12 protein-coding genes are annotated in these 15,809 nt (G+C 54.3%); 5 read left to right on the top strand and 7 right to left on the bottom strand.

The genetic code is table 11. The features are described 5' to 3' along the window. Nucleotide 1: 1 nt before the first annotated feature. The 3 genes from ACR0NZ_RS15905 to ACR0NZ_RS15895 all read left to right on the top strand — a co-directional run bounded on the left by ACR0NZ_RS15905 (nucleotide 2) and on the right by ACR0NZ_RS15895 (nucleotide 3,433). Nucleotides 2–1,564, top strand: a complete 1,563-nt coding sequence (locus ACR0NZ_RS15905) for a carbamoyltransferase C-terminal domain-containing protein (protein ID WP_480520256.1) — start codon at nucleotides 2–4, stop codon at nucleotides 1,562–1,564. Nucleotides 1,565–1,661: 97 nt separating this feature from the next. Beyond that, nucleotides 1,662–2,924, top strand: a complete 1,263-nt coding sequence (locus tag ACR0NZ_RS15900; protein ID WP_480520254.1) for a right-handed parallel beta-helix repeat-containing protein — start codon at nucleotides 1,662–1,664, stop codon at nucleotides 2,922–2,924. Between the two features lie 104 nt (nucleotides 2,925–3,028). Next, a complete protein-coding gene (locus tag ACR0NZ_RS15895) occupies nucleotides 3,029–3,433 on the top strand; it encodes a GtrA family protein (protein WP_480520252.1) in 405 nt (134 codons plus the stop codon). Here the strand turns inward: ACR0NZ_RS15895 and ACR0NZ_RS15890 are convergent. Further along, the gene (locus tag ACR0NZ_RS15890; RefSeq protein ID WP_480520251.1) at nucleotides 3,401–5,098 is read right to left on the bottom strand and encodes a hypothetical protein; all 1,698 of its coding nucleotides are present in this window, start codon (nucleotides 5,096–5,098) and stop codon (nucleotides 3,401–3,403) included. The genes ACR0NZ_RS15895 and ACR0NZ_RS15890 overlap by 33 nt on opposite strands. A gap of 162 nt (nucleotides 5,099–5,260) precedes the next feature. Between ACR0NZ_RS15890 and ACR0NZ_RS15885 the strand changes: the two genes are divergently transcribed. Beyond that, nucleotides 5,261–6,295 (top strand): glycosyltransferase family 2 protein, encoded by a 1,035-nt coding sequence (locus ACR0NZ_RS15885; RefSeq protein ID WP_480520249.1) that lies wholly within the window; start codon nucleotides 5,261–5,263, stop codon nucleotides 6,293–6,295. A gap of 96 nt (nucleotides 6,296–6,391) precedes the next feature. Here ACR0NZ_RS15885 and ACR0NZ_RS15880 read toward each other — a convergent pair whose 3' ends face one another. From ACR0NZ_RS15880 to ACR0NZ_RS15860, 5 genes are all read right to left on the bottom strand, one after another. Further along, nucleotides 6,392–7,855: a glycosyltransferase family 39 protein gene (locus tag ACR0NZ_RS15880; protein ID WP_480520247.1), complete on the bottom strand. Its 1,464-nt coding sequence runs from the start codon at nucleotides 7,853–7,855 to the stop codon at nucleotides 6,392–6,394. Between the two features lie 416 nt (nucleotides 7,856–8,271). Then, nucleotides 8,272–8,520, bottom strand: a complete 249-nt coding sequence (locus ACR0NZ_RS15875; protein ID WP_480520244.1) for an acyl carrier protein — start codon at nucleotides 8,518–8,520, stop codon at nucleotides 8,272–8,274. Then, a complete protein-coding gene (locus ACR0NZ_RS15870) occupies nucleotides 8,517–10,385 on the bottom strand; it encodes an HAD-IIIC family phosphatase (RefSeq protein ID WP_480520242.1) in 1,869 nt (622 codons plus the stop codon). The genes ACR0NZ_RS15875 and ACR0NZ_RS15870 overlap by 4 nt, the downstream gene beginning before the upstream one ends. Nucleotides 10,386–10,471: 86 nt before the next feature. Next, entirely contained in the window at nucleotides 10,472–11,572 is a 1,101-nt protein-coding gene (locus tag ACR0NZ_RS15865; RefSeq protein ID WP_480520240.1) for a hypothetical protein, read from the bottom strand. A gap of 108 nt (nucleotides 11,573–11,680) precedes the next feature. Then, complete coding sequence (locus tag ACR0NZ_RS15860; RefSeq protein ID WP_480520238.1) at nucleotides 11,681–12,883, bottom strand: MBOAT family O-acyltransferase; 1,203 nt, start codon at nucleotides 12,881–12,883, stop codon at nucleotides 11,681–11,683. Nucleotides 12,884–13,284: 401 nt separating this feature from the next. On the opposite strand from ACR0NZ_RS15860, the gene ACR0NZ_RS15855 reads away from it, so the two are divergent. Beyond that, on the top strand, nucleotides 13,285–14,286 hold the full coding sequence (locus ACR0NZ_RS15855) for a hypothetical protein (RefSeq protein ID WP_480520235.1): 1,002 nt from the start codon (nucleotides 13,285–13,287) through the stop codon (nucleotides 14,284–14,286). 86 nt (nucleotides 14,287–14,372) lie between these two features. Here the strand turns inward: ACR0NZ_RS15855 and ACR0NZ_RS15850 are convergent, their stop codons facing one another. Then, on the bottom strand, nucleotides 14,373–15,686 hold the full coding sequence (locus ACR0NZ_RS15850) for an arylsulfotransferase family protein (protein ID WP_480520234.1): 1,314 nt from the start codon (nucleotides 15,684–15,686) through the stop codon (nucleotides 14,373–14,375). Nucleotides 15,687–15,809 lie beyond the last annotated feature (123 nt).

Genomic DNA, 15,809 nt, shown 5'->3' with positions numbered 1-15,809 from the left:
TATGAAAATTCTTTCCTTCAAATCCGGGCATGATGGGGCAGTCGCGGGAATCGACGCGCCAAAACAGCACCTGATGTTTTCTTATGAAGCCGAGAAAGACAGCCTTCCTCGAAACTCACCAATCGACCCGAATACATTGATTGACGCCGGGCTATGGTTCAACGAACTCCCAGACGTTCTGGCCCTGAGCGGCTGGTCAACACGGGGCGAAAGCCATACGACCATATCCGGTGCCGGAAGCTTCGGCATCGACGAAGGCTCTGCCATTGTTGGGACAAAAAATTTCTTTGGCAAACGGCTGGATTTTTATTCGTCCTCGCACGAAAGGGCTCTTATCTGGGCGGCCTACGCGATGTCGCCATTCGAACAGGGCGAGCCTTGTTATGTTCTGGTCTGGGAAGATGAGCTGGGTGATTTCTATGAAATCGACCGCGATCTGAAGATACATCACAAGGGCCGGGTGCTGACCGCGCCAGGGCGCCGGTTTTCTTTTCTCTACGCGCTTGCCGACCCCACATTTTCAGGGACAAGTGAAACCCTTGGAAAGGATTTCTCCAGCAAGCTTCAATCAGCCAGCGCCCATGGGGACGCGAACGCCATTGATGGCGACGCACAGGGCTTAATTGACAAACTATTAAACAACGGCGCGGACGCCGATTTCCTGAACAAGGACATGTTCAGAGACTCGCCCTACCACAACATCGGCGTCACCTCCCCGAAGTTCCACAATCTTGCGACAAAGTATTCCGATGCGGTCTTTTCCCGCTTCCATGACTTCGCGAAAACCAATCTGACCAAGCACTATCCGTTGCTGATTTCCGGGGAATGCGGGCTGAACTATCGCTGGAACACCCGTTGGCGGGGCAGCGGCCTGTTCCGCGACGTCTTCATCCCCCCATGCACCAATGACACCGGCTGCGCGATAGGCACGGCGGTTGATGCCATGCGCCATTTCACGGGGCGGGCCAAGCTGGGCTGGACAGTATATGCGGGCCAGCCCTTCAACGACGACCGGGTTGATATGGAGGATGTCACCCGCTGCGAACTAAATTTAAGCGAGATTGCAGCCGCACTGCACGACGGAATGATCATCGGCTGGGTCATGGGGAACTGTGAAATAGGCCCGCGGGCTCTGGGAAACCGCTCGATCCTCGCGGCTCCCTTTTCGACCGAAACACGCGACCGGGTGAACAAGATCAAAGGCCGCACGGATCTTGCGCCAGTTTCACCCGTTTGCTTGGAGGAAGATGTGTCACAACATTTCGATTGGTCAGGTCCCTCGCCGCACATGCTGCATTTTCAGCAAGTAATCGACCCAAGACTTAAGGCCGTAAGACACGTGGACGGGTCAGCCCGGGTACAGACCGTGACAAAAGACCAGAATGCGATGCTGTACGACCTACTGACCGAGTTCAAGGCGGCCAGCGGCATAGGCGTTTTGTGCAACACGTCGCTGAACTTCAAACGCTCGGGGTTCATCAACAAAACGAGTGATCTGTACAAATTCGCGCGTTCTGTCGGGCTTGACGGTTTCGTTGCCGGCAGATCGTTTTATCGGTTTTAAGGTGCGCTCGCGGTCTGGTGAGAGGGCCGTCATAGACAAGGCTTTTGCATGTCCGTAGTGTTTTCCCTGCCACCAATGTTATGAAGAGCAATCGCCCATGCGACGCACATACATCTCTGTTGGTATCCTGTTTTGTTCCATTATTCTGTTAATGGCAACGGCAACGCCACTGCTTGCGGCCCCGGCCTGTACTGGGGTGAAAGCCGCATCAAAAACCCAAGACAGCCAAGTCATTCATGACGCGCAAGGCCTCTCACAGGCGCTCAGCACTGCCAACGGCGGCGAAACCATTGCATTGGCCGGGGGAAACTACGGCGCTTTGATCGCCAAGCAAGCCTTCAAAACCCCCGTCTTGATCCGGTCCGCAGACCCCAACTCACCAGCCTGCTTTACAGAGTTGCGTCTGAAGGGTGTTGGTAATCTTGTGCTGGATGGGTTGGTGTTCGACTATTCCTACAAGTCTGGCGATAAGCACCGCGCCAACTCTTTCAGCATTGGCAACAGCCACAATATTACCATCACCAATTCCACATTCGATGGGGATTACAACGCGGGCATTGGCCATGGCCGGGGTCTGCTGATCAGGGACAGTTCCAAAGTCACTATTTCAAACAGCGTCTTTCGCAAGTGGTGGAAGGCGCTGACCGGTGTTCATAGCACATATCTGACAGTCCGCCATAACCAGTTCTATGATATCCGGGCCGATGGGATGATCTTCAGCGGCATGGATGATCTGGTGATCGAATTGAACAGGATGCACAATTTCCGCGCCAGCACCAACCGCGACCACCGGGATATGATCCAGCTGATACGGAGCACAAATCGTGGCAGTTCCAATATCGTAATCCGGGACAATATCTTTGACATCGGGGCCGGAGATTATACCCAGACGATTTTCATGGGCAAAAGCGGGAAGAATACAAATGACCCTCTTTTGCGACACAAGAACGTCCTGATTGAAAACAATGTGATCTACAACGCGCATCTGCATGGCATTTCGATCCATGCGGCAGACAATCTTTCAATCCGCAAAAACTCGATCATCCGGGTGCGCCAAGCGAATGATGGCAAGGTCACGATCCCACGCATAAATGTATCGGCATCAACCTATGTGGTGATCGAGCAAAATGTTGTCGGCGAGATCAACGGATATCAAAACCAAAAGGATTGGGCAGTGCTCAACAACGCCATCGTTCAGGACCAGTCCCCATCAAGGCCCGGCTACTATGACCGGGAATTCATCTACTATGCGACCGGAGCCGCCGATGGCTTTCATGAATACGGGGTGCGCCCCGGCAGCGAGGTCGATCGCCTGAATGCTGGTTCCACGCTTGTAAAAAATTACCCGACACGGCGTTGAGACGTCTGAATCTAAGTTGTGCTGAGTGAAATGATTACCTTTAAAAAACAACTATATAACAGCTTCCCCCGTCCTGGCCCCAATCATCGTCCTGCGGCTCTGTCATGATCTCGGACCTTAAAGACAAAGGCCTGTTTTTCAGGTTCCTCAGCATCAGCGCCCTGGGCACAAGCGCAGATTACCTGCTGGCGCTGCTGCTGACTGTGGCTCTGCTTACACCGCCCGTCCTCGCATCGGCCTGTGGCTTTGTCCTCGGCTCGATCATCAATTATTGCGGGCACAATATCGTCAGCTACGACCACACCAGCCGGAATACGATCTCTGTCCGGGGGTACGTGAAGTACTTTTTGGCAGTGGTGTCCTCGCTGGCCGTGCGGCTCGCCGTGGTCGCAGGGCTTGGTTCTGTCACCACCCTGCCCTTCTGGTTCATCCTGCTAGTGGCGATTGGCGTGTCCTTTGCCGCCAACTATGCAATCTCAACCCTCTGGGTGTTCCGCAAGCCGGGTTAGGGCCAGCTCAGCCCTGCGCGCGCGATATAGAACAAAGGTCGCCGCAATCAGGCCGAACCCAGCCAGAAGTACGCCGACCCATTCGCTCCAGTGTCGCGGGAGGATGATCCTAACATCCGCGCCAGTCGGGGCAAATGTGACAAAACCGGTTTCCGGATCCCATGAGAGTGTCAGCGGAGTTCCATCTATGGTCTCGGCCTCCAGATATGACCAATACATCAGTGCAACGTACAGCGGCGTTTCTGGTTGCCCTGGGTCTTCAAGGCGAACGATCCATTGGCGCGGAGCCTCTTGCACAGGCTGGATGAAACCGGACTCTGGCGTTTCGATTTCTGACGCAAGCCCCAGCATATGCCCCGACATTCGCCAGATCGGCTGGCCTTCTGCTTTGACGTCTTCGGCAAGCGGGTCAAACACAGCTGGCGGCAGGTATTCCGGCGCGCCAATCATCGCAACCGGCTGCCCACGCGCCGCAATGCCTTTTGTAATGCGGTCCGGCAGCAACAGCCCCACAGCAAGGAAAGAGATCAGCAGCCCCCCAATACCGACCCATGCAATCAGGCGCAAACGCCGATCCGAAGCAAAAGCAGTGCTCAACGCACCTATGGAAAGAGCAAGCGCCTGATCGGAAATCACAGTCAGCCGGTAGGGAAACTGGACCTTTGCGATAATCCAGTTCTCCCACAAAACCCGTGAGAACGAGCTGTTGAGCAGGATGACAAGCACTGCAGGCACCAATGCCCATATGATCAGGTTTCCCCTGGTTTCGCCGACTGTAACCAAGACGGCCAACCCGGCCACGGCAGCGGCGGTCAACTGGCATATCAGAAGGGCAAGCTTGTACATGCTATCTGGAAGGACATCCGCCCCGATCAGATACCAGCTTTCGGGGATGAGCTGCTGCGTATAAAGGCCTTCGGGCGACACGTCCTCAAGCAGTATAATGGCGGGCAACCAATAGAATGCAGACAAGGCAATCCCCACAATCCCCATGACAGTCAGTGTGACAAGCGACCGAACAAAGCGGGTCCGGAGGGTCAACATCCACGCGACAACGATAACGGCCATAACGTGAACGACCAAAAGCAAGGTCGGTAGATGGCTGAGGCCAAGCCCTGCGAGCCCAACGGGCAAAGACCACACTGGGCGGTGGCTATGCAGGGCCACAAACACTCCATGCGCGACAAGGGGCACGAAAACATAGGCCGCAAACTCACCGGCGGCCTGACGAACCATCCAGTCGATGCCCACATGATAAGGGGCCAGCGCCCACACGAAGGCAGCCACCAATGCGGGCTTTGGGGACAAAAACTGTCTGCCAAAGATCCAGAATGTCATACCTGACAGCCAGCAGAGAAAACCGCCGGATAGCCCAAAAAGCACCTGTGGGCTGCAATCTGGACAAACCCACTGTGCCGGACCAGCGGCGATGTAAAACGGGAGCGGTGCATAAAAGAAGAAGTCAAACCCCCCGACCCCATTCCAAAGGGCAGGCAGAAACCGGGGATAAATCGCGTCGGCGCTCAGCGCGTCTGCAAAGGCTACTGTCCAACTCATGTTGAAACCGTAGGAATGCCCCATCGGCGTGCCAATCACTGCGAAGACCAAAAGGCTGACAGCTAAAGCTGACAGCGCAGTGAGCCCGATCCAGACGTTGCTGCGCACTGACTTATCTCTCCCTGCTCGGCCGGAACTGAGCCTCAAGTTTTTTTCAGATTCCGGGCTGAACCGCGCTGGAACCGGTTGGGTGAAGGGTATCACTGAAAAACAAAAAATACCCTGTTCTTTACCGAATTCTTTGAACCTGCCGCCAAACCGTGATCATTTATGCCAGAGATAAGAGACAAGACATTTGCCACGGTGCCACTGAACATGAACATACCCACCCCCCAGTCACGGGCAGCCAAAGCCGCCAACCTGGCCACGCCGACGCTAAGCATCGTCGTTCCCATGTTCAACGAAGAAGAGGCCCTGCCCGCCCTGTTTAAGCGCCTTGGGCAGGCGATGGATGAAATCGGGGAAAGCTATGAAATCATCTGCGTCAATGACGGCAGCACAGACGGCACCGCCAGAGTGCTGGCCGAGGCGCATGACCGCGACGGTCGGATCAAGGTGCTGAATTTCTCGCGCAATTTCGGGAAAGAGGTCGCGCTCACGGCCGGACTGGATGTCGCCTCGGGCGCGGCTGTTGTTCCGATTGACGCTGACCTGCAAGATCCACCCGAACTGATCGCAGAGTTTCTGGAAAAGTGGCGCGAAGGGTATGACGTGGTTTATGGCGTTCGGCGCAATCGTGACACAGATACCGCTTTGAAACGCTGGACAGCGGCTAAATTTTACCAGACAATCAATCGATTATCCGGCGTGAGTATTCCCGCAAACACCGGAGATTTTCGCCTGATGGACAGGCGCGTCGTAGGCGCGGTCGGCCGCTTGCGCGAACGTAACCGTTTCATGAAAGGGCTTTTTTCCTGGGTCGGATTCCGGCATGCCGAAGTCTTTTATGACCGACCCGAACGCATTGCCGGAAAAACCAAGTTCAACTACTGGCGGCTTTGGAACTTCGCACTGGACGGGATCACAGGGTTCAGTACTGTGCCGCTGCGGGTCGCTGGCTATATCGGAATGCTCACTGCAATTGGAGCGATTTTTTACGGCATCTTTCTGATTGTCAGGACAATGATCTATGGCATTGACGTTCCGGGATATGCCTCGCTGATGGTCGCGGTTTTACTGATCGGCGGCCTGCAACTCATCGTATTGGGCGTGATCGGGGAATATCTTGGACGTCTCTACGAGGAGTCGCGAAAACGCCCGCTGTACATCGTAGAAAGCAGCCTGGGTCTGACGCAAGACAAATAGATGTTTTAGGCGGTGTGCGGCAGAAGGGCGGTTTTATTTTAATCGGTTATTTTCGGGCAGATTGTTCACAATCGGAACACTACCAACCCGTCTCGATCATTTGCGCCGATAGACAAGAACCCGCCCGTCCCCAAGGGTTCCGGCGAAAGCGCGTACAAGTTGCAATTGTTCATCAACATCCGCCCCAAGTCTTGGAATGACGCGGAACATCCGGTTTGGAAACAGAACAACCAACGCCACAGGCCCAGGTTGAGCCATCGCCCGGGCGTAAGCATCAGCATCATTGATGGTCGTCCAATCCGCATCGAAATGGCTTTCGAAAACCGGGCCACCGGGATTAACGGCATATACCCGTTCGGACGACCCGCGCATTTCCTCCACAAAAGCGAAGGCCCCGGCCAGGTCCTGTTTCGGGGCTTCATAATTGCGCTGCACCAGCAACACGGACACGATGACCATTGCCAGAACACCTATGGCAAACAGCACCTGCCCGAACTGCGGCCGCCTGAACACTCGCGCCACCAGACCGGCCCCATACCTGCAGCCGACAACGACCAGAACGATGATCGGGCCTATATCGACGAAAAAGAACCTTGGCCAAATCCGCATGTCGAGCGACGTGAGGATGGCCAGCGTCACTGCGATATGCATGGCAATAGCGACAAAAAACAGGGGCTGCGTCGAATGCGCCCCCAATGCGCCAAAGGCAATGGTCATCAGCCCTGCAACGACCACGATCAGCGTCAGTGAACCGGTATTTCCGATTGCGGTTCTCAACCCCTCGACCATGGTCCAGACCGGGTTTTGGTACACCTGCATCTTGTCGACGGCGGATGTCGCTGAAATCTCGCCCATTGTATCCTGAAGGCTGGGCAAAATCGGCAGATAGACCAAAAAGGTCAGAACCAGCGCGATGGCTACGCCAATCAACGGCTGAAGCACCCATTCGCGGCTCAGGGTATCCCGTCCAAACCCAGTCACCAGAGAGACCAGCCACACAAGCCCCAACGCGACAAAGAAAAAGGCGCCGGTCAAATGCGTGAAAACAGCGGCGGCCGCGGTCAATCCAAAGGCGACCCAGGTTCCCATCGCCGGACGACGCACGCCCCGCAGAAAGAGAATGAGGCCAAGCACACTCCAAAAAGCAAGCTCGGTATATCCGCGCGCGTTCTGTGAGAACCAGACCTGGTGGTAGGACAAGGCCACAAGCAGGGCGGAAATATGCGCGATCCTGGTGCTTGTGACCTCTTTGGCCAGCCACCAGATCGCAGCGACCGTGCCAACGCCGAACAATACCGCCGGGAAACGATAGACCCAGGCTTCTTCCCCGAAAATCTGTGAAAACAGCTTGGCCTTCATACTGAAGAAATAATGATGGTTCATCGAATATTCGCGCATCATGTCGCCCCAGGGCAGGCGAACATGCGTGTCGACGGTCCATATCTCATCATACCAAAGCGGTGTGTTCAACCCCGCAGCCCTCAGCACCGCAGCCAGCAGCAGTATGAACAGAAGAATTGCCAGATCATTGCGGCCAATCGTGGAGGATGGCGGAGTCATGTCAGCTTCTCCAATCACACTCGCATCTCCAGGCACCAAATCAATCCTGACCTTTCACGGGCCGGACAGTGCCACCCGTTGAAACTTTTCCAATTATCCCCTGTCCCGGATCACGCGTCGAAACGAATGTGCCGACGCTGGTACATTTTGACGAGAACTGTTTCTTGATTGCAGGCATTTTGAATGGATGATCCGGATTGTTGAAAGGTTGACCTTCTTATTTCAAATAAGCGCATATTCGTGCTTGACGAACTTCTCTGCCAATTGGCGCAACTGTTCCTTTTTGATCCAGTCAGGCTGTCCGGCGACTTCACTCTACCCGCGCTTTGATCACACAGGCGGGCCGGGTACTGCGCATCGACACCGAACGGGATGAAATCCGTTGCAGAATGTATCGCTTCCTCTTTGTGGAAGCGTCAAACTGTAACGCGCTTTGTGATCGCCGACACCAGATCACCCACATCCTGCAGGTTCGCGACCTCTCCAGTACTAAACTCAATCCCGGAAAAAGTTTTCTCAATGGCGATCAGCAACTGGATGTTCGTCAGCGAATCCCAATCCTCGATGTCTTCGGCGGTGGTCTCAGGGCTCAACGTGATCTCGTCATCCTCGAAAACGTCCCGAAAGACCGACGTTAAGCGCTGCCATACCTCATTTTCGGTCACTCAAAATCCTCCACTATATCTATTCTGACAGGAACCGGTTCGAACCCGGCAAGGGGGCGGCTCCATGTTGTCGTGCCATCTTCCGCAACACCGTCCTTTTCAAAATTGAGATCGGCATAGAGGGTTTCGACCAGGCCATTCTTAGCCGTTGGCCGATAGATGCCCCTGACACGCGAGATCCCGCGGCGCGCGGCTTCCTGCATCAGGTAATTCGCCATCGCAAATTCAGCGCCCCGTTTGAACACACGGCAGCTCATCAGCCAAAGATCGATCGTAAGCGTGTCACCTTCCACCGTTCCGGCGGCAACGCTGATAAGACCATTGTCACCAAAGGTATCCTTCAACCTCATATAGGCCGTGAGGGCGGTGTCGCTGGCGGCCAACGCCTCGACCTCGGATCGTGTCATCCTCTGGGTGGTCAGGTTGAACTGGTTGGTCTTGTTGATCAGCTGCGTAATCCGGTCCAGATGCTCGGGCTCAAACGGGCGGATCACGGCTTTCTGGTTCAGCGAACGCAGATAGCTGTCGTAATCCACCGCGCTTTGTGCAAGTTCCGTGCGTGAGCGGTTGGCAGCGTATTGTTCGGATTTCTTGCGGTCCTCGCTGGTAATCTCGATCGTCTCAAGCCAGCCCGACCTGCTGAGAAGGTACGGGTATTCTGAAGGGTCGTCGCCCAGTTCCAGCACGCGCACTTCCGGCAGGCTCTGCCGCACCAAAGCACGTTCCGCCGGGTTGTCATCGACGAAGACAATCGCGTCGAGCCCGATGTTCAGCTCTTTCGCAATGGCGGCGATGCTATCGGGCTTGGGACCCCAGTTCGCCTTGAACGAAACAAAATCGGCGAATTTCAACGCCATATCATCCAGCGTGTCGAACGGCGCGCGCGCGTTGACCTCTTCGTTTTTTGAGGCCACGGCAAGCAGGATGCCCCGCGCCTTGAGCTCCAGCAGGTAATTCTGAAACGCCAGGAACGCCTCGCCTTCCGCATTGCCCTGACCAACTTTTATCCCGTTCACCCCGTCATCCCCAACAACACCGCCCCACAGGGTATTGTCGAGATCAAGCACAATACACTTCGAGGTCTTGCCGTAGATGGCCGCGATGATCCCCGCCATGTCCCGCACAAGCGGGATCATGCAGTCGAACGAGACGGGTTGCTTGGCGTGGTACCAAAAGCGCGGGTCGAACCATTGCTGAACCCCGTGGCGGGCAGAGAGAAGTTCCACGTCCAATATGTGGACAAATTTCGGCGCCTGTTCTGTCAAGAGCTGATTGACCCGGCGCACAAAACTAGTTCGATCCCAAGGCAGGCGACGGCTGAGATGGCCGGTCGAGGATACGGGCGGCAAATGCAGATTGCCGAGAATGATTTCAGCACCGGTTTCCCGGTTGAATGTCGCGCAGATGTTGTTCAACCACAGATCGACAAAGTGATCGGCCAGCATTGCCACGTTTGCTTCTGTGGCACCCACGGCAGGCCATTCCCTAATGTCGGACAGTCCAAGCAGAAGAACTGCGATCTGCGGCGCGAATCCGGCAGTGACGCTGGCAGTATCCAGAAGCTCGGCAACGTGGGTGTTGAAGTCCGGGCGGTGAATACGGGCGCGAAGACCGAGGCTGTCGAGTTCCGCGCGAAGAGGAAGCTCAAGAAAATCTGTCGTCGCGCCACTCAGAAGCGCGACCCGCAATTCCTTGCCCTCATCATCTTCGGTGTTCCGGTCGATTTTGCGCCATCTGCGGCACAAAGAGAGGTATTCTTGGATGGATTCGGTTGCACGCAGCGCGCCCAGAACTTGGGTCCGCGCTGTATCACTGGCAATATCTGCGCTGGGATACTCACGCCCAGCCTTAACGTCTAAAACCACTTACCCCCCCAACAAATCAGGGTAATTGCTCAACCAATATCAGAGATCATATTAGCATCGTCATCACATTCTATTACCTTTATACGTTATGTTAGCAAGGATTGCATCCAAACTATTACGCGGGTCGTCAGACGCCGAGACCCTTCCGGAATGGTGTGCTCGGCGTCGTGAAACTCTTCATCGTGCGAGAAAGTACTCAGATCAAGAAACGGTGCCGTCCCAATACCATCAAGGATCGTGCTCAGATAATCTTCGTAATCGAAAGCAAACCGCGAGCGGGAGTATGACCGTTCCGGCATATTAACGACCGCTAAGCCAATGCCGTGCTCGTCGAGGAAATCCAGAAGCTGGCGCAGACGCAGGGATGCAGCGTCGCCATTCTTATGCACATCCCAGCCGAAGACAGACTCCCACCAGCTGCCGGACATATAGACCGCAAGATCTGTTTCACTCAGACCGGAACTTCTGGAAAATTTGTACGGCGAAATGAGCCTGAGCTGTCTTTCGATTTGCGATTTCCACACACCCAGAAATCCGGCTTTGCGTAAAAGGGTTTCTCCAAGGGGCCATTCTTCGACCGCCCCCCCCAGATATGCCGTCCAGGCATACAATGCGGACCTGAAACGCTCAGGCTGCTTGCCGACGAAGCGCATTTTGGCCAGAGCAGATTCAAACAGAGGCTTCTTGTGCAGCTCAACCCCATTCGGACCAGTTGCCACCGTCCAAGGGCTGTAGGTTTCAACGATTGTTTCAAAAGGCCGGTTGGGTGGCAGATTGGCAAGGAAGCGGGGGCCAAGACCGAGGACGACATAATCCGGCAACGCATCTTCACCGTAGCTCGCTTCGACGAGTTTCAGAGCGATCATCACGTCTTCAGTCGTACCCAGGCTGATTCCACCCTGATAGATGTGATAGTCAGGAAACGCTTCCTGTATCTGCTCCCAGCGCAGATTCTCGCGCACCGTGGAGGGTCCGGTCAACATGATGACGGGCTTATCCTGGGTCGAAAATTGCGATGGCAGAAGAAAGCGATACCAGCTTTCCTGTTTATACGGGAACATGAAAAAACTGCGCTCGGCGCTGATCGCCAGCCATGTCAGCGCAGAAAACACCAGCACAACGACAACCCCAATAGTCCCTAGAGCCGCGATCGAGAGGCGCAGTTTCCTAGAAACCCGTGTAGACAAAATCGACCTCCGTCGCGGAGAAAACAAAAAGAACCCCAATAAGCCCAGCAGTGACGAGAAGCTTCAAGGTCATCCGCAGAGACTGGTTGGGAACAAGGGTCACCCACATCACATAATACCTTTCAAAAGCGCAACAACGCTTGGCGTATCCAGTTGGAAGAACAGGAAAGCGAAAGCAGCCGCGTGAAATGTAATCGCCATTCCCGCAACCCGCCCGGGCCAGCTTGCCCTTATCTTGCGCAGCCGCTTTTTACCAAGACGGGCTGTCAGCACATGGTCCCATATCCGGTAGATGGCGAGCCACGTCCCGTGCACGAGACCAAAGATCAAAAACCCGATTGTCGTGCCATGCCAAAGACCCGAGACAAGCATGGTCAGCATAGCCGCAATGATACCAGCAGCCAGCGGCAGACTGGCGAAAGAACTGGAGCTGAGTGCCTTTTTATACACCGGATTGAAGACGTAATCGGTCAACCAAAGTGTGAGAGATCGGTGTTGGCGAAGCCAGAAATCCGCGATGTTCTGGGCGAAATACGGGTTGTTGAAATTCTCTGGTGGACGAATGCCCATCAGGCTGCCGATGCCGATCACGACGTCGCAGTAGCCCGAGAAGTTCATGTAGAGGAAAAAGTAGAAAGCAGCCAACTGAACCCAGAATTCACTCAGGCTCAGCGCAAGAACATCGGTATTGGGCTGCAGCGCGAAACGAAAGAAAAGCGCTCCGATGACGTAAACTTTGACAAGCCCCCAGAGTATTCTCAATCCGGCGTCAAGATGGGCTTCGTACGTCATCTTGATAGCACGGCTCCGGTCTTGCCATTGGTCGCGAAAGTCCTGGTAGCGTTGGATCGGCCCCATCATAAACGTGGTAAATGCCAGTAAATAGTTCGGATAAATGGCGAGATCGATGCGGTCGATGACGCCCGACCGGGCATCGATCATCACATGCAGGATACGAAACAACAGAAAACTCAGACCGACTGTCTGCAGGAAGGACAAGCGCGCTGCGTCAGGCAGGAACAATCCCAAAAACTCGTAATCCAGCATGTATATGAAAACGAGGATCAGCAGGGTCGCCGACAGAATTGCCCCCCATCTGGATGCCGTCAGATGCACACGCGTCAGCACCCATCCCAAACCGGAAAAGAGCAGGGTTGAGACCAGGCCGATTGGACCGAGAAGCGCAAAAACGAATCCGATATTGGCACTCAGAAAGCCAACTGTCCGCACAATCCCTGTCGAAGACGCAACCAAAATGATGGTAAACGCCGAAAACAGTAGGAACTCCCAAGACAGCAGATCAATGAACATAACGCTCTGGTATCAACCTAAAAAGAAAACTCGCAACCCTTCCCCACGTGCCGGACCCTGAACAAATGAAACCTTAAAACCGGACTGCGGACATGCACATTGCTTGCCAGTTTCTTCGCATTTTGGGGCAAGTCAATTGGAATCCCTGTGTTGTCGTCATTGTTCCCGTCGCGGGCACATAGGTGAAAGACCCGCCGGATCGGGCCATCCCGGACCGCAAAAGCGCCACGCAAGGACCGCTGATCTGCCGCATGACGGACAACGTCATTCCCTTGAATCGGCGTTCCGTGTTATGGACGTAACGTTACTTTGTTAAGGGGTTTACGGTGTTGCGGATTGAGGGTCAGGGCCAGTCGAAGGCTATGAACAATAAAACCGGCTACGGGTTGGATTGAAACCGGATGTGGCGCGTCATCGGTATCAACATCCTGATCCTTGCGGTGCTTCTGGTTGGCCTGGAGGCCACGCTTGCCTGGCTTGTTGCACGGGGCTCTCCGACCGGTATCCGTTCCGTTGACCGGCTGGCCAGGAAAATTTACTGGGCGAATGTCTCGTATGTGCAATACCTCCCGAATTGCGCACGTTACGATCCTGAACTGGGCTATACGTTGCGACCCGGAAGCTGCGTCTTCGAAAATACCGGATTCTCAACCGAGATCGATGTGAATTCGGCTGGCTATCGCGACGACGAAGCCTCTCTTAATGCGCCCGAGATCGTAGTGCTTGGCGATAGCCAGGCGATGGGTTGGGGCGTCGGGCAAAGGAAAACCTTCGCCGACATTATCGAGGCGGAAACCGGACGCAAGACGCTGAATACCGGTGTGTCGTCCTATGGCACCGCCAGAGAGCTTATGACGCTTGACCGACTCGACCGCAGCAACCTTAAGACGGTGATTATCCAGTACAGCGACAATGACGGCCATGAAAACCGCCGCTATCTTTCCGAAGGCACGCTGTCGGCCATGCCGGAAGAAACCTATGCACAACTCGTTGCCAGAAACGAAGAGGCCGGCGGAGGCTTCGGGCACTATCTGCCCGCCCTCTTTCAGGAGGTTCGCGGGCGGTTCGGTGGCAGTGAGACCCAAGACAGCGATCTGCCTATGTCAGACCTGAAAGACCCCGAAGTTCTGATCGAAGTTCTGGCCAACTGGGATTGGGGTGAAACCCCGCCGCAACTGATTGTTTTCGATGTGAACACAGGCGGTCGGGGCGGACGTTTCACAGCAGTGCTTTCGGCATCTCCGAAACTCGACCTCTTGCGCTCAAAGGTATCCGACCTGCAAATTCTCCATACGCCGAAAATACTCGATGCAAGCGACTACCTCTTTCCGGATGGACATTTGTCGGAATCGGGCCACCAGAAACTGGCTAGTGCAGTTGCTGAAGAGATTGTGCGAAACTGAACCTCGCAACTGACGTGATCTCCCATTTTTTAGATAAACGGAAGATTGAACTCACCCCATTTATGGTCCGGATTTGACACCGCTTTTCAACCCCCGCAGTTTTGGCGGTGAGCACTGTAAAACTCAGCGTTGAAATGAATGGGAAGTCGCTGCGCGTCATCAATGATAGCAAGAGTATCTTCGGCAATGACGTTGTTCCACTCCCAAACAACGCGTCCGTCAACCCCGACTTCGACAACACGGCCTTTTGCGGATTCGACGAGCAACAGATTGCCATTTTCCAGCCACTGTTGTTTGCCCATAATGTTAGTGTAGAACGGCTGTTCACCGCTCCCTTTCCATTTGGTGACCACGCTTCCGTCGCGGGCGTCCCAGATTGCGATGCGCGATGCCATTTCAAAGCGGGGATCGCCCGAAGTGTTGTTATCAAAAATTGCCACTCGGTTGCTATCTATAAAATCGGGATCATGCTGCCGCAGAACTCTACCAATTGTATGTGCTCGCAACTCCCAAGTTTTCGGATCAAAGACGAAGACACCATTTATGTTTCGCAGCGATATCATCACATCGCCAGGTTGAAACACCCCTGGCTGCAGGCTGTTGGGAAACACTTCAACGTCATTAAGGTGTAGAGTATCTCCGGTAACCATCGCCTCATGGTTTTCAAGGGTGCCTAGGTTAAGCAACCCATGCAGCCCGTTTTTATTAAATATGTCAAAAATCGAAATATCATCGAGCAGTTCGCCTTGTGCAGAAACTCGGTATATTCTCATTTCTTGCACTGCCGGTCTATGATTTTTGGGAAGCCCCTCTAAGCTGCGGCGCGATATCTCTCCACCTGTCCAAAAATCCCCTTGGTCATCCCTGAAAATTGAGTGATGAGCGCGGTACGGAAGCCGCCACTGAACTTGACCACAGGCGTTCACACGAACCAAGCCAATACTTTCCACGACGAAAACGATCCCTCCGTCTTCCAAGGCTAGAACCCCGTGAATGTGGCTACCGGGACGTTTTTTGGGAACGTCTCTCGGTTCCAGATGCGAAAAATCCGGCCAGATTGAAAAAATGTCAAAGCGCCAATCCGTAACAACCTTACCTGTGGGCTCTATGACCTTGATCCAGAAATCCCCTTCACCAGTAAGTGTGCTGACGAGCGTTAGGCCTGACATCATGCCATCAGTATCGTAAATTTGTATTGGGTTTTGAACGCTCCGCTTGGAAAAATACCAAGGGTCCTCCTGTGTGGAAGCCAACAAATCAAAGGCTTCAACCAGCGGCGTGAACGACCGCAGTTGTTTGTATGGAAACGCGCGTTTCGCGCCAGCGTACATGCCATAAACAAAAAGCGCGACCATGACAGATAGCCAAAATAAAACACGGCTTATCGCGTCCCAGTTCAAAGTGCAGCCTCCAGCCGTCGAACTGAAGGTAGTTTGCAATTCGCGTCCGCAACGCGCTTGAAATTAATCACAAAAACACCCTACTGTCACAATTCACTATTCCGACTGGTCCGGACATTACTG

The sequence above is a fragment of the Ruegeria sp. AE3 genome (assembly GCF_056542225.1).
The sequence above is the reverse complement of the archived record's forward strand: the minus strand, read 5'-3'. Positions and strand labels throughout refer to the sequence as shown.

Coding starts and splice junctions, on each gene's coding strand:
- ACR0NZ_RS15905 (WP_480520256.1), top strand. CDS start 2: ATGAAAATTCTTTCCTTCAAATCCGGGCATGATGGGGCAGTCGCGGGA.
- ACR0NZ_RS15900 (WP_480520254.1), top strand. CDS start 1,662: ATGCGACGCACATACATCTCTGTTGGTATCCTGTTTTGTTCCATTATT.
- ACR0NZ_RS15895 (WP_480520252.1), top strand. CDS start 3,029: ATGATCTCGGACCTTAAAGACAAAGGCCTGTTTTTCAGGTTCCTCAGC.
- ACR0NZ_RS15885 (WP_480520249.1), top strand. CDS start 5,261: ATGCCAGAGATAAGAGACAAGACATTTGCCACGGTGCCACTGAACATG.
- ACR0NZ_RS15880 (WP_480520247.1), bottom strand. CDS start 7,855: ATGACTCCGCCATCCTCCACGATTGGCCGCAATGATCTGGCAATTCTT.
- ACR0NZ_RS15860 (WP_480520238.1), bottom strand. CDS start 12,883: ATGTTCATTGATCTGCTGTCTTGGGAGTTCCTACTGTTTTCGGCGTTT.
- ACR0NZ_RS15855 (WP_480520235.1), top strand. CDS start 13,285: ATGTGGCGCGTCATCGGTATCAACATCCTGATCCTTGCGGTGCTTCTG.